The sequence below is a fragment of the Streptomyces sp. NBC_00354 genome, assembly GCF_036106915.1.
Lineage (GTDB): Bacteria > Actinomycetota > Actinomycetes > Streptomycetales > Streptomycetaceae > Streptomyces.
Window position 1 is genome coordinate 4,963,945 of record NZ_CP107983.1, and the last position, 18,512, is coordinate 4,982,456.

Annotated in this window: 20 protein-coding genes; 10 read left to right on the plus strand and 10 right to left on the minus strand. The window is 71.2% G+C overall.

Annotated features, from left to right (window positions below; genetic code table 11):
- Positions 1-5 precede the first annotated feature (5 nt).
- Together OHT74_RS22745 and OHT74_RS22750 are read right to left on the minus strand one after the other, a co-directional pair.
- Complete coding sequence (locus OHT74_RS22745; protein ID WP_266995104.1) at positions 6-488, minus strand: RidA family protein; 483 nt, start codon at positions 486-488, stop codon at positions 6-8.
- A gap of 77 nt (positions 489-565) precedes the next feature.
- Positions 566-1,843, minus strand: coding sequence for a M6 family metalloprotease domain-containing protein (locus tag OHT74_RS22750; RefSeq protein WP_266672952.1), 1,278 nt, complete (start codon positions 1,841-1,843; stop codon positions 566-568).
- Between the two features lie 310 nt (positions 1,844-2,153).
- On the opposite strand from OHT74_RS22750, the gene OHT74_RS22755 reads away from it, so the two are divergent.
- From OHT74_RS22755 to OHT74_RS22770, 4 genes are all read left to right on the plus strand, one after another.
- Positions 2,154-2,804: a TetR/AcrR family transcriptional regulator gene (locus OHT74_RS22755; protein ID WP_266672954.1), complete on the plus strand. Its 651-nt coding sequence runs from the start codon at positions 2,154-2,156 to the stop codon at positions 2,802-2,804.
- A 120-nt stretch (positions 2,805-2,924) separates the two neighbouring features.
- Positions 2,925-4,463: an MFS transporter gene (locus tag OHT74_RS22760; protein WP_328621221.1), complete on the plus strand. Its 1,539-nt coding sequence runs from the start codon at positions 2,925-2,927 to the stop codon at positions 4,461-4,463.
- A 148-nt stretch (positions 4,464-4,611) separates the two neighbouring features.
- The gene (locus OHT74_RS22765) at positions 4,612-5,379 is read left to right on the plus strand and encodes a dioxygenase family protein (protein WP_328623370.1); all 768 of its coding nucleotides are present in this window, start codon (positions 4,612-4,614) and stop codon (positions 5,377-5,379) included.
- A gap of 383 nt (positions 5,380-5,762) precedes the next feature.
- Positions 5,763-6,740: a sigma-70 family RNA polymerase sigma factor gene (locus OHT74_RS22770; RefSeq protein WP_266666205.1), complete on the plus strand. Its 978-nt coding sequence runs from the start codon at positions 5,763-5,765 to the stop codon at positions 6,738-6,740.
- 109 nt (positions 6,741-6,849) lie between these two features.
- Here the strand turns inward: OHT74_RS22770 and OHT74_RS22775 are convergent, their stop codons facing one another.
- Positions 6,850-7,794 (minus strand): helix-turn-helix transcriptional regulator, encoded by a 945-nt coding sequence (locus tag OHT74_RS22775; RefSeq protein ID WP_328621222.1) that lies wholly within the window; start codon positions 7,792-7,794, stop codon positions 6,850-6,852.
- 63 nt (positions 7,795-7,857) lie between these two features.
- On the opposite strand from OHT74_RS22775, the gene OHT74_RS22780 reads away from it, so the two are divergent.
- Positions 7,858-9,432, plus strand: a complete 1,575-nt coding sequence (locus OHT74_RS22780; protein ID WP_328621223.1) for an MFS transporter — start codon at positions 7,858-7,860, stop codon at positions 9,430-9,432.
- A 117-nt stretch (positions 9,433-9,549) separates the two neighbouring features.
- Positions 9,550-10,500, plus strand: coding sequence for a 1-phosphofructokinase (gene pfkB / locus OHT74_RS22785; RefSeq protein ID WP_266666208.1), 951 nt, complete (start codon positions 9,550-9,552; stop codon positions 10,498-10,500).
- An 18-nt stretch (positions 10,501-10,518) separates the two neighbouring features.
- On the opposite strand, the gene OHT74_RS22790 is transcribed toward pfkB, so the two are convergent.
- Complete coding sequence (locus tag OHT74_RS22790; protein WP_266995092.1) at positions 10,519-11,301, minus strand: DUF6227 family protein; 783 nt, start codon at positions 11,299-11,301, stop codon at positions 10,519-10,521.
- Positions 11,302-11,492: 191 nt separating this feature from the next.
- Between OHT74_RS22790 and OHT74_RS22795 the strand changes: the two genes are divergently transcribed.
- Entirely contained in the window at positions 11,493-12,134 is a 642-nt protein-coding gene (locus tag OHT74_RS22795; RefSeq protein ID WP_443047468.1) for a vitamin K epoxide reductase family protein, read from the plus strand.
- A gap of 107 nt (positions 12,135-12,241) precedes the next feature.
- On the opposite strand, the gene OHT74_RS22800 is transcribed toward OHT74_RS22795, so the two are convergent.
- The gene (locus OHT74_RS22800; protein ID WP_328623371.1) at positions 12,242-12,652 is read right to left on the minus strand and encodes a rodlin; all 411 of its coding nucleotides are present in this window, start codon (positions 12,650-12,652) and stop codon (positions 12,242-12,244) included.
- A 282-nt stretch (positions 12,653-12,934) separates the two neighbouring features.
- Here OHT74_RS22800 and OHT74_RS22805 point away from each other — a divergent pair, with 282 nt between their 5' ends.
- Together OHT74_RS22805 and OHT74_RS22810 are read left to right on the plus strand one after the other, a co-directional pair.
- Entirely contained in the window at positions 12,935-13,606 is a 672-nt protein-coding gene (locus OHT74_RS22805; RefSeq protein ID WP_328621225.1) for a hypothetical protein, read from the plus strand.
- A 167-nt stretch (positions 13,607-13,773) separates the two neighbouring features.
- A complete protein-coding gene (locus OHT74_RS22810; RefSeq protein WP_266995090.1) occupies positions 13,774-14,013 on the plus strand; it encodes a chaplin in 240 nt (79 codons plus the stop codon).
- An 88-nt stretch (positions 14,014-14,101) separates the two neighbouring features.
- On the opposite strand, the gene OHT74_RS22815 is transcribed toward OHT74_RS22810, so the two are convergent.
- The 5 genes from OHT74_RS22815 to OHT74_RS22835 form a co-directional block, all read right to left on the minus strand.
- Positions 14,102-14,449 (minus strand): hypothetical protein, encoded by a 348-nt coding sequence (locus OHT74_RS22815; protein WP_266995088.1) that lies wholly within the window; start codon positions 14,447-14,449, stop codon positions 14,102-14,104.
- A gap of 167 nt (positions 14,450-14,616) precedes the next feature.
- Positions 14,617-15,837 (minus strand): chaplin, encoded by a 1,221-nt coding sequence (locus tag OHT74_RS22820; protein ID WP_328621226.1) that lies wholly within the window; start codon positions 15,835-15,837, stop codon positions 14,617-14,619.
- Positions 15,838-15,957: 120 nt separating this feature from the next.
- Positions 15,958-16,191 (minus strand): chaplin, encoded by a 234-nt coding sequence (locus tag OHT74_RS22825; protein ID WP_328621227.1) that lies wholly within the window; start codon positions 16,189-16,191, stop codon positions 15,958-15,960.
- A gap of 224 nt (positions 16,192-16,415) precedes the next feature.
- Positions 16,416-16,826: a rodlin gene (locus OHT74_RS22830; protein ID WP_328621228.1), complete on the minus strand. Its 411-nt coding sequence runs from the start codon at positions 16,824-16,826 to the stop codon at positions 16,416-16,418.
- 130 nt (positions 16,827-16,956) lie between these two features.
- Positions 16,957-17,184: a chaplin gene (locus OHT74_RS22835; RefSeq protein ID WP_266999441.1), complete on the minus strand. Its 228-nt coding sequence runs from the start codon at positions 17,182-17,184 to the stop codon at positions 16,957-16,959.
- A gap of 119 nt (positions 17,185-17,303) precedes the next feature.
- Here OHT74_RS22835 and OHT74_RS22840 point away from each other — a divergent pair, with 119 nt between their 5' ends.
- Entirely contained in the window at positions 17,304-18,506 is a 1,203-nt protein-coding gene (locus OHT74_RS22840; RefSeq protein WP_328621230.1) for a DUF3344 domain-containing protein, read from the plus strand.
- Positions 18,507-18,512 lie beyond the last annotated feature (6 nt).

The window sequence follows — 18,512 nt, forward strand, 5'->3', positions numbered from 1 at the left end:
GCGCCTCAGACGCCCATCGGGGTGTGCAGCTCCACGACGACCTCCACCTCGACCGGCGCGTCCAGCGGCAGAACCGCCACGCCCACCGCGCTGCGCACGTGGATGCCCGCGTCGCCGAAGGCGGTGCCGAACAGCTCACTGGCCCCGTTGACCACGCCCGGCTGTCCGGTGAACCGCGGATCGCTCGCCACGAAGCCGACCACCTTGACCACGCGTTTGACGGCCGACAGGTCACCGGCGACCGAAGCGATCGCGGCGAGCGCGTTCAGCGCGCACTGCCGGGCCAGCTCCTTGGCCTGCTCCGCGCTGACCTCGGCCCCGACCTTGCCGGTCAGCGGCAGCGCGCCGTCGACCATCGGAAGCTGGCCTGAGGTGTACACGTAGTGCCCGTTGACCAGGGCGGGCACGTACGCGCCCAGCGGGGCCAGGGTCTTCGGGAGGCTGAGCCCGGCCGCGGCGAGCCGCTCTTCGGGGGTGCCGGTCGTCATCCGGTTTCTCCTTAAGTTCTCGTGGCCTGCAACTGTCCGGACTCAGGACTGGATACTCAGGACTGGATATTCAGGACTCAGGGGCGGGTGATCCGGACCTGGAAGCTGCCGTTGCGCAGCTCGCCCACCACCGAGACGCTGATGCCTGCCTTGTCGTCCGCGAAGGTCTCGCCCGGCCGGAACGGCGCGTCCGACAGTTCCCCGTGCACGTTGGGCCGCCGGGTGCAGCCGCCGCTGCCGTTCACGCTGTCCGAGACGGTCACGGGCCCGCGCCCGGTGTCCACCTGGGAGTCCACCTTGTAGATCAGTACGCCGGGCTTGCAGACGGCCTCGTCGTTCCCGGTCGCGGTGCGCACCTCCACCGCGTACCCGGCGCTCTCCGACACCGGTACGAAGGCCAGCTTCGTGCCGCCCTCCACCCCGAGCGGGGTCAGGGTGTGGTCGCTGACGCCGGATTTCGAGGCGCAGCTGATCTGCGAGCCGTCCAGCCAGCCCAGCTTCCACTTGTGCCAGCCCAGCAGGTCGTTGTTGGCGCCCCAGTCCTCGCTCATGATGTCCCAGTGCCCGACCGCGCCCCCGCCGTCCGGGGTGTACAGGTCGGGCAGTCCGAAGACGTGCCCGTTCTCGTGGGGGAGCACGCGGTAGCCGGTCTCCCGGTAGGAGCCCGAGCCGTCGTCCTGGCGGCTGTAGACGAAGGACGTGTTGGCGAGCGGCACGCCGTCGGCCATCGGGGCCTCGCCGTTGCCGGAGAAGGTCACCGAGAGCACGGTGTCCAGGGCGGACGGTCCGGCGTTCGGCGTGACCAGGATGTTGACCAGGTCGTAGCGGCTGAAGTCCACCTCCGAGTCGGCGGCCTTCGCGATGTGCTCGACGAGCTGCCGGTAGCCCGGCTCGTACGCGGAGCCGCGCTCGATCCCGTACGCGGCGAACGGCATCGGCATCCGCAGCCAGGTCCTTATCGGTGCCTCGGCGCGGTAGGTGAGGCGGCCGTAGGAGCTGGTGCGGAACCAGTCGGCTGTCTGGGGGAAGAACTCCGCGAGCCGGTCCAGCGCCGTGCCCTCGCCCTTGGCGTCCGGGAAGTCGATCATCAGGTTCAGCGCCCGGACCTCGCCGGTCGAGCGGGAGTACCCGGGCGGGGTCGGCATGCCCTCGGACATCTGTACGCCCATCGCGCCGGTGATCCGGCAGGGCGCCAGCGCGGACTCGGCGCTCGTGGCCACGGGCCCGGCCGCGGAGCGGCTGCGGTCGGCTATCCCGGTGCTCGCGGTGGCGGTGACACCGAGGGCCAGCGCGGTGAGGCCGATGTAGGCGCAGGCACGGCGTGGTGTGCGTATCCGGTGGCGGGTCTGCGGCATGGAGATCGCCTTCGGGTCCGCGGCAGCCGGCCGGGCCCGGACTGCGCTCTGTGCGATCACCCTCCGTCGGCTGCGGCGCGCCCGCGCGTCGGGTACGTCCGAACGGGAACCGTGATGTGACTCAGGTCACACATGGGAGTGAAATAACCGGGGACGCAATCCCCGTTTGTACGGGAGTCCCGCAAAGCGGGGACCGGCTCCCCGTTTGAGGGGGCGAGTACGAGCCCCAGGCCCAGGGAGGCCTCGAATGACGCGCTCCACCACCCTCGCGGCGGCCCCGGCCGTCCCGGAGGCGGCCGTGGCCGTGGACCTGACGGGCACGGAGCCCGCTCCCACGCGGGTCCCGCGTCCGCGCGCGGACGCCGTCCGCAACCGCGAGCGGATCCTGGTGGCGGCGCGCGAGGTGCTCGTGGAGCTGGGCTCGGGCGCACCGTTCGACGAGGTCGCCCGCCGGGCGGGCATCGGCAACGCCACGCTCTACCGGCACTTCCCCGACCGGGCCGCCCTGGTCCACCACGTCGTGCTCTTCGTCATGGACCGGGTCACGGCCCAGGCCGAGGACTCGCTCGCCGAGGAGCCCGACGCCTTCGCCGCGCTGTGCCGTTTCACGCACGCCGCCGCGGACGAGCGGATCGGCGCCCTTTGCCCCATGCTCGCCGGGGACTTCGACAGCGAGCACCCCGAACTCGTCGCGGCCCGCGAGGCCTTGGCGGAAGCCGTCGAGACCCTGGTGACCGCCGGCCAGGAGGCCGGGCTGATCCGTACGGACATCGGCGTCGGCGACCTGATGGTCGCGCTCTCCCAGCTCAGCCGGCCCCTGCCGGGCATCAGCTGCTCCGCGGTGGACGGGTTCGTCCACCGTCATCTCCAGCTGTTCCTGGACGGGTTGCAGGCCCCGGCCCGCTCCCGGCTGCCCGGTTCGGCGGCCACCCTCGAGGACCTGAGGCAGAAAACCATGTGACGCCCGCGGGTTGCGCCCGCTAGCGTCGCAAACCCGGCTTAAGCGTCTTGAACGTGTCAAACATCTTGAACATCCTGAACGTCACTTTTCAGTCATTCCGCAGATGAAATGGGTATCCCCATGCCGAAAACGGCCGCGACCCTCGCGCCGGCTCCCGATCCCAGCCGCTGGAAGGCACTCGTCTTCATAGCCCTGGCGCAGCTGATGGTCGTCCTCGACGCGACCATCGTGAACATCGCCCTCCCGTCCGCCCAGACCGACCTCGGCATCTCCGACGGCAACCGCCAGTGGGTCATCACCGCGTATGCGCTGGCCTTCGGCGGGCTGCTCCTCTTCGGCGGCCGCATCGCCGACAAGTGGGGTCGTAAGAACGCCTTCATCGTCGGTCTCATCGGCTTCGCCCTGGCCTCCGCGCTCGGCGGCGCCGCCAACGGCGAGGCGATGATGCTCGGCGCCCGCGCCCTCCAGGGTGCCTTCGGTGCACTGCTCGCCCCGGCCGCGCTCTCCCTGCTGGCCGTCATGTTCACCGACGCCAAGGAGCGCGCCAAGGCCTTCGGCATCTACGGTGCGATCGCCGGTGGCGGTGGCGCCGTCGGCCTGATCCTCGGCGGCTTCCTCACCGAGTACCTGAACTGGCGCTGGACCTTCTTCGTCAACATCCCGTTCGCGATCGCCGCGGCCGCCGGTGCCTGGATGGTCATCCGTGAGCCCGCAGGCGGCCGCAACCGCGCGCCGCTCGACATCCCCGGCGTGGTCCTTTCCACCCTCGGCCTCGTCGCGCTGGTCTACGGCTTCACCCGCGCCGAGTCGGCCGGCTGGTCCGACACGGTCACCGTGGCCATGTTCATCGGCTCGGCGACGCTGCTCGCGGCCTTCGTGTTCGTCGAGTCCCGGGTGAAGTCCCCGCTGCTGCCGCTGCGCGTCCTGCTGGAGCGCAACCGCGGCGGTGTCTACCTCTCGCTGGGCCTGGCCGTCATCGCGATGTTCGGCCTGTTCCTGTTCCTGACGTACTACCTCCAGGTCGTGAAGGGCTTCTCGCCGGTCAAGACCGGCTTCGCCTTCCTGCCGATGATCGCGGGCATGATCACGGGCTCCACGCAGATCGGCGCCCGCCTGATGACCCGGGTCGCGCCCCGGCTGCTGATGGGCCCGGGCTTCCTGCTCGCCGCCACCGGCATGCTCATGCTGACCCAGCTCGAGGTCGGGTCCTCGTACCCGGCGCTGATCCTGCCGGCGCAGCTGCTGCTGGGCCTCGGCATGGGTACGGCGTTCATGCCGGCCATGTCGCTGGCCACGCACGGGGTGAACCCGGCCGACGCCGGTGTCGCCTCCGCCATGGTCAACACCTCGCAGCAGGTGGGCGGCGCGATCGGCACCGCCCTGCTGAACACGATCGCCGCCTCGGCGACCACCGCGTACCTGACCGACCACGCGGCCGAGGCCGCGGCGGGCGGTCCGGCGGCGAAGCTGATCCAGGCCCAGGCGATGGTGGAGGGCTACTCCAGCGCCATCTGGTGGGCGGTCGGCATCCTCGTCGCCAGCTCGGCCATCGCCCTGACGCTGATCAACACCGGCCGTCCGGGCGCCGGCGGCCCCGTCGCCTCCGGTGACGGCGCGGGCGCCGACGCCGAGGTGAAGGTCCCGGTGATCGCCCACTGACGCGGCTCGGGGAACCCCGGGAATGACTGCCGACCCCGCATCGTTCAAATTTGAACGATGCGGGGTCAGTCTTGTGTCCGGCTCCGTGCTGACGAACGAGGAGCGCCCCGTGACGACCATCCCGACCCCTGCCGAATCCCCGGCCCGCATGCCGGCGCTCTATCTGAGCCACGGCGCCCCGCCGCTCGCCGACGACCCGGTCTGGCCCGGGGAGCTCGCCGCCTGGTCCGCCGCGCTGCCCCGCCCCCGCGCGATCCTGATGGTCTCCGCGCACTGGGAGGAGGCGCCGCTCGCCCTCGGCGCCACGGAGCCGGTCCCGCTCGTCCACGACTTCTGGGGCTTCCCGGAGCGCTACTACCGGGTCCGCTACGACGCCCCCGGCGCCCCCGCGCTCGCGGCCTCCGTACGGGCCCTCCTGCAGGCCCCCGGCACCCCCGTCCAGGACTTCCCGGACCGCGGCCTCGACCACGGCGCGTACGTCCCGCTGGTGGAGATGTTCCCCGAGGCCGACATACCGGTCCTGCAGATCTCCCTGCCCACGCTGGACCCGCGCCGCCTGATGGACATCGGCCGCAAGCTCGCGTCCCTGCGCGACGAGGGCGTCCTGATCGTCGGCAGCGGTTTCTTCACCCACAACCTGGCCGCGCTGCGCCACACCGGCTCCGGGGTCCCGTCGTGGTCGGCGGAGTTCGACGCGTGGGGCCGCGAGGCGCTGGCCGCGTCCGACGTCGACGCGCTGCTGGACTTCGAGGCCAAGTCCCCGGCGGGCCGCCTCGCCCACCCCCGTACGGAGCACTTCGCCCCGCTGTTCGTCACCCTCGGCGCCGCGGACGCCTCCGGCGACCTCGCCCGCCGCTCCGACGTGGTCGACGGCTTCTGGATGGGCCTTTCTAAGCGTTCGGTCCAGTTCGGCTAGGAATGGGCCGGTTGTCCAGGCAACCGGAAACGGGTGAGGGCCGTCTTCAGGGGTGGAGTGCAGCCACGGCACGTGTCGCGGCGTGTGACGGCGGTCTCACGGACGCGGCGCCCGTACGGGTCGGCGAAGGCTTCCGGGCCGGCCCCGAGCGCGGGCCTGACCTGCACCTCTTCGAGCTCCGGCGGTATCCCGCACGGCCCCCTGCGCGAGGGGTGGCGGGGCAGGATACTGCAAGATCTCGAAAAAGAGGGACCGGCGTGGGAATTCTGTCCCGATTCCAGTCGTTGTTTCCTTCGGAAGCGGGCACTCGGGAGAGTGTCCAGGGACGCGGAGCCGCGTTCCAGCAGCCGCACCGCGACCTAACTCATTGCAAGGGAGCACGCATGGCAACCCGCGCCGTCGCCCGTCGTCAGTCCAGGGGCAGCGCCCGCGCTGTGGGCGGGGAGATCGCCGACCGCGACCTGGTGGGCATGTACCTGGACGAGATCGCGCGTACCCCGCTGCTCGACGCGGCCAAGGAAGTGGAGCTCTCGCAGATCATCGAGGCGGGCGTGTACGCCCAGCAGATCCTCGACGGCGAGACGGAGCGCGAGGGCGAGACGCCGGCGCGCGAGGAGCTGGAAGCGCTGGCCGCCGAGGGAGAGCGCGCCAAGGAGATCTTCATCCGCTCCAACCTCCGCCTCGTCGTGGCCGTCGCCCGCCGCTACCCGCGAAGCGGCCTGCCCCTGCTCGACCTGATCCAGGAGGGCAACGCGGGCCTGGTGCGCGCCGTCGAGAAGTTCGACTACGCCAAGGGCTTCAAGTTCTCCACGTACGCCACGTGGTGGATCCGCCAGGCCATCACCCGCTCCATCGCCGACCAGTCCCGCACCATCCGCCTCCCCGTCCACCTGGTGGAGGAGCTCGGCCGGATCCGCCGGATCCAGCGGGAGTTCAACCGGGAGAACGGCCGGGAACCGGACCACGCGGAGATCGCCGCCGAGCTGGACTCGACGGAGAAGCGCGTGGGCGACGTCCTGGACTGGGCGCGCGACCCGGTCAGCCTGAACATGTCCGTGGACGACGAGGGCGAGACGCAGTTCGGTGACCTCCTCGAGGACACCTCCGCGATCTCCCCGGAGCAGTCCGTCCTGTCGCTCCTGCGCAGCGAGGAGCTGGAGGACCTGCTGGGCAAGCTGGACCAGCGCACGGCGTCGATCATCAAGATGCGGTACGGCATCGACGACGGCCGCGAGCGGACCCTGACGGAGGTCGGCAAGCAGCACGGCCTGACGCGGGAGCGGATCCGCCAGATCGAGAAGCACGCGCTGCTCGAGCTGAAGCGCATGGCCCGCGACACGGGCTTCGACGCCGTGGCCTGACCCGGCCCGCGCGAAGCCCCCTGGAACGAGCCCTCGGCGTCTACCCCCCCCAGACGCCGGGGGCTCCCTTTCTGCCCCCGGCGGGGCAGGAAGAGCCGGGCTCTCCCGGCTACGGCGCCGTCGCCGAGGTCAGGCGCGCGGCCAGCGCACGGGCCGCGGCCGCCAGGGTGTCCGGGGCGTGGACCGTGAAGGGCATGCCGACCAGGGCCAGCCGGGCCGCCACCCACTCCGGGGAGTCCGCGCTCGAGAACTGCACCCGGCAGCCCCCGCCCACGGGCTCGGCATCGGCCCGCAGCCAGCCCGGCAGCGCCTCCGCCGGGCCCGCGAACGACACGTCCACCGGGTACGTCTCCCCGCCGCGCAGCCCGCGCCGTACGAACTCCGCCGCCTCCATCGGCAGCTCCCGCGGAGTGAACCGCGCGCCCGTCGCGAACGGCTCCGCCACCCGGTCCACCCGGAACGTCCGCCAGTCCTCCCGGTCCAGGTCGTAGGCCACCAGATACCACCGGCTCCCCGTGCTCACCAGCCGGTACGGCTCCACCAGCCGCCGCGTGTCCGCCCCGTCCCGCGCCCGGTACGCGAACCGCAGCCGCTCCGGCCCCGCCACCGCCGACGCCATCGTGGTCAGCGTCCGCGGGTCCACGCTGGCCCCGTCCCCGCGGGTCACCGCGATCGTGGCCGACTGCAGCGCGCCCACCCGGTGCCGCAGCCGGCCCGGCAGGACCTGTTCCAGCTTCGCGAGGGCCCGTACGGACGCCTCCTCCACCCCCTCGATCGCATGCCCGGCACCCGCCCGCAGCCCCACCGCGATCGCCACGGCCTCCTCGTCGTCCAGCAGCAGCGGCGGCATCGCGGCCCCCGCCACCAGCCGGTACCCCCCCTCCGCGCCCAGCGTGGCCTCCACCGGGTACCCGAGCTCCCGCAGCCGTTCGATGTCGCGCCGGATCGTCCTCGCGCTCACCCGCAGCCGTTCCGCCAGCTCGCTCCCGGGCCATTCGCGCGGGGTCTGGAGCAGGGAGAGCAGGGTGAGCAGCCGTGCCGGGGTGTCCGTCATGGAATCCAGGTTGCCAGTGAAATAGGACACCAACTGACCTAGATGCCGTCTAGGTTTCTCTCCATGAGCACCGAGACGTCCAAGACATTGCCCGAGAGAGAGAACGGGCCCGTGCAAGAAGAGCGGAACGACACCGTCCACGACGAAGCAGCAGCCTCCAGCTCGACCGCCGACCGCCGCCGCTGGCTGGCGCTCGCCATCGTGATGACCGCGGCCTTCATGGACCTGGTCGACGTCACGATCGTCAACATCGCGATACCCCGCATGCGCGAGGACTTCGGCGCCTCCACCAGCGCGATCCAGTGGATCACCGCCGGTTACGCGCTCGCCTTCGCCGCCGGCCTGATCACGGGCGGCCGTCTCGGTGACATCTACGGCCGCAAGCGCCTCTTCCTCCTCGGCATCGCGGGCTTCACCGCCGCCTCGCTGCTCTGCGGCATCGCCGCCAACCCCGACATGCTCGTCGCCTCCCGCATCCTCCAGGGCGGCATGGCGGCCATGATGGTCCCGCAGGTGCTGGCGATCATCCACGTGACGTTCCCGCCGCACGAGCGCGGCAAGGTCTTCGGCATGTTCGGCGCGGTCGTCGGCCTCGGCGCCGTCTCCGGCCCGATGCTCGGCGCCCTGCTCACCGAGTGGAACCTCCTCGGTCTCGAATGGCGCCCGATCTTCCTGATCAACCTGCCGGTCGGCATCGCCGGCGTGATCCTGGGCCGCAAGTTCATCACCGAGTCGAAGGCCCCCAAGGCCCTGCGCCTCGACGTGGTCGGTGTCGTGCTGGCCACCCTCGCCCTGGTCATGCTGATCTTCCCCCTCACGCACGGCCGCGAGAACGACTGGCCGGTCTGGGGCTTCGTCTGCATGATCGCCTCGCCCTTCGTCTTCGCCGCTTTCATCGCGTACGAGAAGTACAAGATCCGCAAGGACGGCTCCCCGCTGGTGGAGCTCTCCCTCTTCAAGGTCAAGAGCTTCGCGGGCGGCATCGCCGTCCAGCTGACCTTCGGCATCGCGACCGGCATCTTCTTCCTGGTCTGGACGATGTACATGCAGATGGGCCTCGGCTGGAGCGCCCTGAAGGCCGGCGCCACCGGCATCCCGTTCTCCCTCGCCGTCTCGGCCGCCGCGGGCATGTCCGTAGGCAAGCTCGTACCGCGCTTCGGCCGCAAGGTGCTCCAGGCGGGCGCGCTCATCATGGCCGCGGGCATCCTCCTCTACATCTGGGAGGCGCAGCGCTACGGCATGGAGATCAGCTCCTGGCAGATGGCTGCACCGCTGATCCTCATGGGCACCGGCATGGGGCTGATCGTCGCGCCGCTGAACGACACCGTGCTGTCCGAGGTGCCGCGCGAGCACGCCGGTTCGGCCTCCGGTCTGATCAACACCACCGGGCAGATGGGCAACGCGCTGGGCCTCGGCCTCACCTCCGTCGTCTTCTTCGGGCTGATGGACGACGACCGCGTCTTCGGTGCGCCGTACGTCGACGCCTTCCACGGTGCGCTGTGGTGGATCGTGGCCGTGTTGATCGTGATCTTCGGGGTGATGTTCGTGCTGCCGCGCAAGTCGGTCCCGATGGAGCAGCGCGAGGGTGGCAGCCAGGCCGCGGCCGCGGCCGCTCCGGAGGCCGTCCCCGCCGGGTAGCCCGCGCCGTTCCCCCTGACGGGCATGTCCGCTTCTGTTGGCGGACATGCCCGTTTGCTTTGGTTTGCTGCGGAACGGGCGTACGGTGGGCGCGTGATCCGCAGAGGTCGTGCTCGTATGATCCTCACCGTCACCCCGAACCCCTCCCTCGACCGGACATACGAGGTCCCCTCGCTGGACCGTGGCGCCGTGCTGCGCGCCACCGGCGACCGCGTCGACCCCGGAGGCAAGGGGGTCAACGTCTCCCGCGCGCTGGCCGCCGCGGGAGTCCTCACGACGGCGGTCCTCCCGCTCGGCGGCGCCTCGGGCACGCTGATCGCCGAACTGCTGGGCGCACAGGGCGTGGACGTCACCGCGGTGACGGTCGCCGGTCAGACCCGGTCGAACATCTCGCTCGTCGAACCCGACGGCACCCTCACCAAGATCAACGCGCCCGGCCCCGAGCTCACCGCGGAGGAATCCGGCCTCCTGCTGGAGACCGTCCGTACCGCGGCCGGAGACCCGGTCTGGATCGCGGCCTGCGGCAGCCTCCCGCTCGGCCTGGCGCCCGAGTGGTACGCCGACCTGGTCGCCCGCGCCCGCGAAGCCGGTGCCAAGGTCGCGCTGGACACCTCGGGCCCGGCGCTGACCGCCGCACTGCAGGCCCGCCCGGACCTGATCAAGCCCAACGCCGCGGAGCTCGCCCAGGCGGTCGGCCGCCCGCTGGCCACCCTGGGCGAAGTCGCCCGGGCAGCCCAGGAGCTCCGCTCCCGGGGCGCGGGCGCGGTGCTCGCCTCCCTCGGCGCGGACGGTCAGCTCCTGGTGAGCGCCGAGGGCACCTTCCACGGCACCGCCCCCGTGGCCGCCGTACGCAGCGACGTCGGAGCGGGCGACGCCTCGCTGGCCGGCTTCCTGATCGCGGGCGGGACCGGCCCCGGAGCCCTCGCCTCGGCCCTGGCCCACGGCGCGGCCGCGGTCCAGCTCCCCGGCAGCGCCATGCCGGTCCCCGCGGACCTGCGCCCCGGGGCGGTCCGCGTCACCGAGAACCCGCCCCCGGACCTGCGCCTGTCCGCCCCCGCCACGCCGTGAAGCGGCACTGGAGCAGCCTCATCTCACCCGCGCGCGGAGCTCCATCGCCCCGCGGGCGGCCGCCTCGCTCTCGTACACCTCGCACATGTGCCGCCCGTCCGGCGTCGCCGTGTGCTCGACCTCCCACAGGCTGACCGCGCTCCCGTCCAGCAGCACGAACGAGTGCTCGTACAGGCTGAACCCGGCACTCCGCCCGTCCACCCTGCACGGCCGGGTGCCGAACGCCTGGGTGATCTGGTGCGCGTACGCCGATCTCAGTAACAGCGCCGTCCGCTCACCCGGCCGGTCCGGGTTCTCCGCGCGCCGCAGCACCCTGCGGGCATGGTCGGCGGACTCCTCCACCGCGTACTCCCGGTGCCGGTGCGCCGGCGCCCCGGCCGCGAACAGCGCGCTCAGCACCGCCACGTCGGTGTCCGGCTCCTCCTCGGCGGCGGCGAACGCCGGGTCCAGCTCCGGGTCGAACGCGGCCTCCGCCGGGGCGTCGCCGAACAGCCGGGCCACGGCCAGGCAGGTCTCCGCCTTGCTCACGAAGACCTCGTGCCGGATCGTCCGGTCGCCCTCCAGCCGGTACACCAGCTCCCACAGGGACGCCGAACCGCCGTCGGACAGCAGGTACGTGTGCCGGTGGGTCTCCCGCCAGCGCCCCGCCGCCGGGCTGTGGTGGGTGGTGTACAGGGAGGAGCTGTGGGCGAGCGCCGTACCGAGGCGCTCGACCAACCGGTCCGGCAGGTCGAAGGAGTTGAGGGCGCGGCCCAGGAGTCGCTCGAGGTGCGCCTCGGTTGTCTCGTACGGATCGCTCAAGGTGGGTCTCCAGGCCGTCGCAGCTAGTGACTTCGCGGAAGCTCAACGTAGCCCCTGGCTCTGACATCACGTCCGGGGTTCGGTAAAACGTCCGGGAAGCATCAGGGGTTCCCCCACCCCTTCAGGTCAACTTGGGCATGGATGCGCATGGTTCGCCCGGGTCTGTGCCGGAGCGGGGGAACATGGGCCGTATGGCAACGAAAACAGTGGGCCTTCCCCGCCAGCAGGGGCGGCCCCACAGTCGACACGAGGATGAACCGGCCGCCACCCCGCGGGCGTTGGCCTGGCTGCTGGTGCTGACCGGGGCCGCCGGGGTACTGGCCTCGTGGGTGATCACCCTCGACAAGTTCCTGCTGCTGGAGGACCCGGACTTCAAGCCCGCCTGCAGCCTCAACCCCGTGGTCTCCTGCGGCAGCGTCATGAAGAGCGACCAGGCGGCGGCCTTCGGCTTCCCCAACCCCCTGCTGGGACTGGTCGCGTACGGGGCCGTCGTGTGCGTCGGCGCGGGCCTGCTGGCAGGCGCCCGCTACCGCGGCTGGTTCTGGCTGGGACTGAACGCCGGCACCGTCTTCGGAGTCGGCTTCTGCAGCTTGCTGATGGTGCAGTCCCTGTACGAGATCAACGCGCTCTGCCTGTGGTGCTGTCTGACCTGGGTGGCCACCCTGCTGATGTTCTGGGCGGTCACCGCGTACAACGTCCGCACCCGTGCACTGCCCGCGCCCGGCCCGGTGCGGACCTTCTTCACCGAGTTCGGCTGGGCCCCGCCCGCCCTGCACATCGGCGTGATCGGGATGCTGATCCTCACCCGGTGGTGGGAGTTCTGGACCGGGTGACGGCCCGGCGCGCGCGAGGGCCCCGGCAGCTGGAGGCTGCCGGGGCCCTCGTCACATCGCTCCACGGGCGGGGTGGGCCCGGACCGGAAAAGGCGGGGGAGCGGGGATCAGCTGCCGAAGGAGCCGTTGCCCGAGAGGATCGGGATGTTGTCCAGGATGTGCGAGAGGGCCTCGTCGCCCTTGGCCTGGGTGGAGTTCTCGGTGCACTGCTGGTTCTGCGGGTTGGACAGGACGTTGATGTCCTGGACGTTCGCCGTGACGGCGCCGAGCAGCCCCTGCGCGTTCACCTTCACCGGCAGGCCGATGCAGGGCTTGTTGAGCGTGCCCTGGACCAGGCTGAGCTGCGGGCTCAGGTCGCCTTCGGTCTTCTGGTTGCCGTAGATCTGCGAGGCACCGTTGCCGTTGATGGTGGTGACCCCGTTGTCGTTGCCGATCGCCATGGCCGGGGCGGCAACAGCAGCGCCCGCGCCGACGGCGGCGGCGGTGACCGCGGCAGCAGTCATGATCTTCTTGAGCATCATTGGTCCTTTTGTCGCACGAGTGCCCGCTAGTGGAGCGCCCTGGTCAACTGCCCTGCCGGGGGGTTGGTTCCGGGGCTTCACCCGAACGGCCCGCTCGGGCTGCGCTTTTTCCCGGCCCGGGTGAGCCGCCTCCGGATGCGCGCGCGAAGCCCGTACACAGCCCGTACGGCCGACCGGGGCCCTTCACGCTCCGGTTGCGCTCCGTGCAGGGGCTTCGCACGGTGGGTAAGGAAGCGGATCGCTCGGGTCCGCCTCTGCGCGACCACCGAAGGAACCCCTATGCACCGCAAGAAGCCGTTCCGCAGCCGCGTCCTCGTCCCGTCGGCCCTGGCCGTCGTCATACTCACCGGCGCGGCCGCCCCCGCGGGCGCCGCGGACGGTGACGCGGCGTCCGCCGTCAGGAAACGAGTGGCGGCCGCCCAGCAGCAGATCGACCGCCGCGTGGCGGCGGCCGGCCCGCTCGACGACCTCCTCGCGGGGATCACCGCGACCCTGGACGGACTCCTGAAGTCCCTCCAGAACCTGCTGCCGGGGGTGACGCTGCCGCCGATCCAGCTGCCGACTCTGCCGAGCCTGCCGGCGATCCCGGCGATCCCGGCACTGCCGATCCCGTCCATCCCCGAGATCCCCGAGATCCCCGAGATCCCCGAGATCCCCGAGATCCCGGAGATTCCCGAGATCCCGGAGATTCCCGAGATCCCGGAGATTCCCGAGATCCCGGAGATCCCCGAGATCCCTGAACTCCCCGCCTCCAAGCCGGCGGCACCTGTGGCCAAGCCGGCGGCGCCCGTGTCCAAGCCGGCGGCACCTGTAGCCAAGCCGGCGGCGCCCGTCGCCAAGCCGGCGCTTCCGGTGCCCGCGGTCCCGGCGCGGCCCGCCCCGGCACCGGCGCCGGCCAACCCGGTCGTGACGCCGGTGGAGATCGTGCCGGAGGGCCCCGGCCTCCCGTAGCGGGGAGACAGGGTGGCAGAGGATGGCCGGAAAACCGAGCGTGGTTACGACTATTGAGCTGAACAGGTCTGATTTCGCGCGAGGCCGTGTCGTCCGGGAGTCTGAACCGTTTCGCTCGGTGTGAGCCCCGCGTCGGGGCAGAACATCGAACAGAAGGTGCACTTCCCATGAACTCTGCCAAGAAGGCCGCCCTGGTCCTGGCCTCCGCCGGTCTCGCTGCGGCTGGTGCCGCCGGCTCCGCCATGGCCGACTCGTCGGCCGAGGGCGCGGCCGTGGGCTCCCCCGGTGTCCTCTCGGGCAACCTGGCCCAGGTCCCGGTTCACGTTCCGATCAACCTCTGCGGCAACACCGTGAACATCATCGCGGCGCTGAACCCCGCGTTCGGCAACGTCTGCGTCAACGACTGACGTCTGTCGGCACAGCTGACTGTGGGCGCCACCGGCCTCGCCGGTGGCGCCCACAGTGGTTTGTGCCCGGTGCGGTGACTCGACCGGCTCAGTGCGCCCCGCCGTTGAGGTGGACGCCGCCGAGGAGCGGGGACGCCTGCGTGACTCCGTTCGCCGCGCCGAGCAGCTCGCCCGGCGCATTGTTGCGGATCTGGTTGACGCGCTGTGCGGTGCCCACGACCTTGCCGACGGTTTCGCCCTGCTCGGCCACCCCGTTGCTCAGGGTCTGCGGGAGCGACTCGGTGACCGGGGCGAGCGAGTTGAAGACCTCGGTGGCCCCACCCGTCAGGCTCGTGGGGGGCATCGCGGCCGGGGCGTCGGCGGCGAAGGCGGGAGCGGAGGCGCCGAGCGCGGCAACGGATCCTGCGATGACCGCGGCGACCTTCGTGAGCTTCATTATCGAAATCCTCTTCTTTCGTGGATGGAGTCGTCAGCGGCGACCGTCGCGCTGCTTTCGCCCTGGGTAACGATTCCCCGCCGCTACGGAAACGCGTACGGCAACGGCCGGAGAGTCCGACAAGGGATTCTCCGGCCGATATTTCTTCTGATTACCGGTATTGCCGGTCAGGCGATACGGGACCTTCGGTACAGAATGGCGCCGCCCAGGATCAGCGCCGAGGCGAGGGCCGCCGCGGCGGCGGTCTGACCCGCGCCGGTCTCGGCGAGCTCCGGCGCCGACACGTGTGCGGGAGCGGGTGCCGGAGCAGGTGCCGGAGCGGGGACGGGCGCGGCCGGCGGGGCGGGGACGGGCGCCGGCGGCATCAGGTGGACGGGGATGTCACCGGCCGGGGCGGCCGGCGGCTGGTCGGCGGGACGGACGACCTCGGGCGCCGGAGCCGGCGCCGGGTGCTCCACGAACTGGCTGCCGTGCGGCGGGGTGGGGGCGGGCCCCGCCTCCGCGACCGGGGCGGGGGCCGGAAGCGGTCGGGGAGCCTCCGCGACCGGAGCCGGCGCGGGGAGCGTTACGGGGGCCTCGTGGACCGGAGCCGGGAGCGGTGCCGGAGCGGGGACCGTCTCCGGCGCGGGCTGCGGCGGCGCAGGCGTCTCCACAGCGGGAGCCTCGTGGACCGGGGCGGGCTTCGGAGCCGGGTGCTCCGGCTTCGGCAGCGGCTTCGGGCGGGGCCGCGGCTGCGGACGCTCGGGCGCCGGGGGAGCGTGGTGGGCCACCGGCGCCGGGGCCGGGAGGGCGTGCGGGTGGTCGTCGCACTCCTCCTCGTCCGAGCCGCCGTAGCCGCCCTGCCCGCGCGGTCCCTGCGGTCCGCCGTGTTCGGCCGGTCCGTGGTGGCCCCGGTCGTGCCTCTCGCCCGATCCGCCGTAGCCGTCCTCGTCGTGGGACTCCTCGTACCGGGGTGCCGCGTGCCGCGGCACCTGCCGGCGGGACTCCTCGTGCCGGGGCTCCTCGCGACGCTGCTCCGGCAGCGCGTGCCGGCCGCCCTGGCGCTCCTCGAGGTAGCGCTCGAAGGCCTCGGCGTTCTCGGGACTGAGGTAGCGCCCGTAGTCGTGGTCGGCGTGGTGTGCGTCCGAACCGGTCGTGGTGGCGCAGTTGTTCCCGAACGAGGGGTTGAGCGCTGCTCCCCCGTCCACACTGTTGCCGCACACGTTCGGCGAGAGGGTGATCGGTACCGAGACGCTGTTGCCGGACAGCACGCCCGGCGAATGCGAGGCCTCGGCCGTTGCCCCCGGGTGTGCGTAGGCGGCGCCGGCCGCGATCGACAGCAGGCTCGAGGCGGCCGCCGCCGTGAGCATCCCCTTGCCCAGTACCTGTCGGCTCAGTACCTGTCGCATGGGCCCTTCCCTGTCTACCGGCGCTTCCGCCGGTGCTGAATCGAAGGTGGCCCCGAAGTGCACCGCCGTGCACTCCGAGGCCACCCCGAGGAGGTTTGCCCTTGCGGGCACAGCGCTGCGTCAGGCGTTGACGCAGGTGTTGCCGAACGCCGGGTTCAGCAGCGCGATGATGTTCACGGTGTTGCCGCAGACGTTGACCGGGACGCTGACCGGCACCTGGAGCAGGTTGCCGGACAGAACGCCGGGCGAGCCGATGGCCTTGCCGTCGGCGGACGCGTCGGCCATGGCGGGGGAGGCGGCACCGGCGGCCATCAGAACGCCGGCGGCCAGCACCACTGCCTTCTTGTACGTCATTTGTTTTCGATCCTTCCCGCAGAGGCGTGTCCACTGCAGAAATAACAACGAGTGGGTCCGGGAAAAGAAACCGCAGGTTTTCGCGGGCGGTTCCGCAATTCACCCCAACGCCGGGCGGGCCGGAATTCGCCGCGGATTTGCCGCGCTGTTTCGCGGGCCGGCAAGCGGCGAGGCCGCCGCGACCCGAACGGGGTGCGGCGGCCTCACCGGCGCGCGGGGTGCGATCAGCTGTGGGCGGAGAGGTTGCCCGACAGGATCGGGATGTTGTCCAGGATGTGCGAGAGGGCCTCGTCGCCCTTGGCCTGGGTGGAGTTCTCCGTGCACTGCTGGTTCTGCGGGTTCGACAGGACGTTGATGTCCTGGAGGCCGATCGGGACGGCGCCGAGCAGGCTCTGGACGTTGGCCTTCGCCGGCAGGGCGATGCAGGGCTTGTTGAACGAGCCCTGGATGAGCGCCATCTGGGGGCTCATGGTGCCGTACGTGGCCTGGTTGCCGTAGATCTGCGAAGCGCCGTTGCCGTTCACGGTGTTGATGCCGTTGTCGTTGCCGATGGCCATCGCCTGCGGGGCCATGGCGGCACCGATGCCCACGACCGAGGCTGCAGCAGCCGCAGTGGCCATCATCTTCTTGATCATTGTCGTCCCTTTTTTGCTGGATTGCCCGGTGGTGGAGCACCCGGATCAACGCCCGGGCACCGGTTCGGGTTGCGTGGATTCACCCGGATGCCGCCGTTTGGGGCGGCGCGGTTGACGAACCCGCTGACGGTCAGGCGTTGACGCAGTGGTTTCCGAACGCGGGGTTCAGCAGCGCGATGATGTTCACGGTGTTGCCGCAGACGTTCACGGGGACGTCCACGGGAACCTGGAGCAGGTTGCCGCTCAGCACACCGGGGGACCCCGCCGCGACGCCCTCCGCCGCACTGTCCGCGGAGGCGAGGCCCGCGCCGGCCGTCAGGACCGCAGCGCTCGCGACCGCCATCGTGGCGCCGCGCATCAGCCTCTTCTTCATCTCCGATTTTCCTTTCGGTTCGAACAATGGCCGCAACGGCATAACGACCCGCCGACTGCGAGGGTGCGTGCTATCGCCCAAAAGGCCGTACGAGCGAGTCCGGCGTGATTTCCCGCCCGACTTCTGACAAAGTTCACTCCTGTTTTGTCCCCTTGATCGAAAATGGAGACAGGGTCATGGGTTCGTCCCGCAGAATCCTCGGCACGCTCGGTCTGCTGTCCTGCCTCGTACTTTCGGCCAACGTCCCCGCTGCGGCCGCGGCCGCAGCGACCGCCGCCCCGCCGGGCCCCGCGGCACCCGCCGTGCGGGAGATGCCCAAGGTCCCGTTCACCCAGCGTTACCAGGCCGTCCAGCGCGGCGGGCTGGTCCGGGCCTCCAACTCCTCCATCGCCTGCCGCCGGGAGGAGGCGCCGGACGCCGCGCCGTGCGGCGAGGTCAACCGCGGCGCGGCCGGGGTCAACGGCGATTTCGACATGTTCTACAGCGAGGTCGACAAGGATCCGGACACCTACAACTCCACCCGGGCCGAGCTCAAGGTCCCGGAGGGTGCGAAGGTCTCGTACGCCCGCCTGTACTGGGGCGGCAACCTGCGGGTGGGTGAGCAGAAGCCGCCGCAGGACAACGGCCGGGTGCTGGTCGCCGAGCCGGGCGGGGCGTACAAGGAGGTCCTCGCCGACACCGAGATCGGCCACCGCACGGACGCGGGCAGCGATGCCTACCAGGCCTCGGCCGACGTCACCCCGCTCGTACGCAAGGGTGGCGCCGGGATGTGGACGGTCGCCCAGCTGAACATCGCGATGGGCAACTCCGAGGTGGGCGCCTGGGGCGGCTGGACGCTGGTCGTGGCCTACGAGCACCCGCACGAGCCGGTACGCCGGATCTCGCTGTGGGACGGCTTCGAGTCACTCGCCGCGGGTGCGGGCGAGGCGTCCGGCGAGACGGTCGAGATCGCCGGCCTGGACGTGGCCGCCGGGTCCGCGGGGAAGGCCGGGGTGGTCGCGTACGACGGCGACCGCGGAACCCTCGGGGACTCACTCACGGTGACCGCCGACAGTGGCCGCCGGGTCAACGTCAATGATTCAGAAAATCCTTTTAATGATGTTATGAATTCCACGATCACGGAATTCGGGCATCATCCTTTCGTGCGACAGCCCGAACATGTGAATAATCTCGGATATGACGCGGACGTGTTCGACCTGAGTCCCGCCCTGTCCGGTGGTGCCCGCAGCCTGAGCTTCAGGTTCACGGGCGAAAGCCAGGGTCAATTCCTCGGCGTGCTCTTCGTTCAGACAGACGCGCGCCGCTGAACGTAG

Coding starts and splice junctions, on each gene's coding strand:
- OHT74_RS22745 (WP_266995104.1), bottom strand. CDS start 488: ATGACGACCGGCACCCCCGAAGAGCGGCTCGCCGCGGCCGGGCTCAGC.
- OHT74_RS22750 (WP_266672952.1), bottom strand. CDS start 1,843: ATGCCGCAGACCCGCCACCGGATACGCACACCACGCCGTGCCTGCGCC.
- OHT74_RS22760 (WP_328621221.1), top strand. CDS start 2,925: ATGCCGAAAACGGCCGCGACCCTCGCGCCGGCTCCCGATCCCAGCCGC.
- OHT74_RS22765 (WP_328623370.1), top strand. CDS start 4,612: ATGCCGGCGCTCTATCTGAGCCACGGCGCCCCGCCGCTCGCCGACGAC.
- OHT74_RS22770 (WP_266666205.1), top strand. CDS start 5,763: ATGGCAACCCGCGCCGTCGCCCGTCGTCAGTCCAGGGGCAGCGCCCGC.
- OHT74_RS22775 (WP_328621222.1), bottom strand. CDS start 7,794: ATGACGGACACCCCGGCACGGCTGCTCACCCTGCTCTCCCTGCTCCAG.
- OHT74_RS22780 (WP_328621223.1), top strand. CDS start 7,858: ATGAGCACCGAGACGTCCAAGACATTGCCCGAGAGAGAGAACGGGCCC.
- pfkB (WP_266666208.1), top strand. CDS start 9,550: ATGATCCTCACCGTCACCCCGAACCCCTCCCTCGACCGGACATACGAG.
- OHT74_RS22795 (WP_443047468.1), top strand. CDS start 11,493: ATGGCAACGAAAACAGTGGGCCTTCCCCGCCAGCAGGGGCGGCCCCAC.
- OHT74_RS22800 (WP_328623371.1), bottom strand. CDS start 12,652: ATGCTCAAGAAGATCATGACTGCTGCCGCGGTCACCGCCGCCGCCGTC.
- OHT74_RS22805 (WP_328621225.1), top strand. CDS start 12,935: ATGCACCGCAAGAAGCCGTTCCGCAGCCGCGTCCTCGTCCCGTCGGCC.
- OHT74_RS22810 (WP_266995090.1), top strand. CDS start 13,774: ATGAACTCTGCCAAGAAGGCCGCCCTGGTCCTGGCCTCCGCCGGTCTC.
- OHT74_RS22815 (WP_266995088.1), bottom strand. CDS start 14,449: ATGAAGCTCACGAAGGTCGCCGCGGTCATCGCAGGATCCGTTGCCGCG.
- OHT74_RS22820 (WP_328621226.1), bottom strand. CDS start 15,837: ATGCGACAGGTACTGAGCCGACAGGTACTGGGCAAGGGGATGCTCACG.
- OHT74_RS22825 (WP_328621227.1), bottom strand. CDS start 16,191: ATGACGTACAAGAAGGCAGTGGTGCTGGCCGCCGGCGTTCTGATGGCC.
- OHT74_RS22830 (WP_328621228.1), bottom strand. CDS start 16,826: ATGATCAAGAAGATGATGGCCACTGCGGCTGCTGCAGCCTCGGTCGTG.
- OHT74_RS22835 (WP_266999441.1), bottom strand. CDS start 17,184: ATGCGCGGCGCCACGATGGCGGTCGCGAGCGCTGCGGTCCTGACGGCC.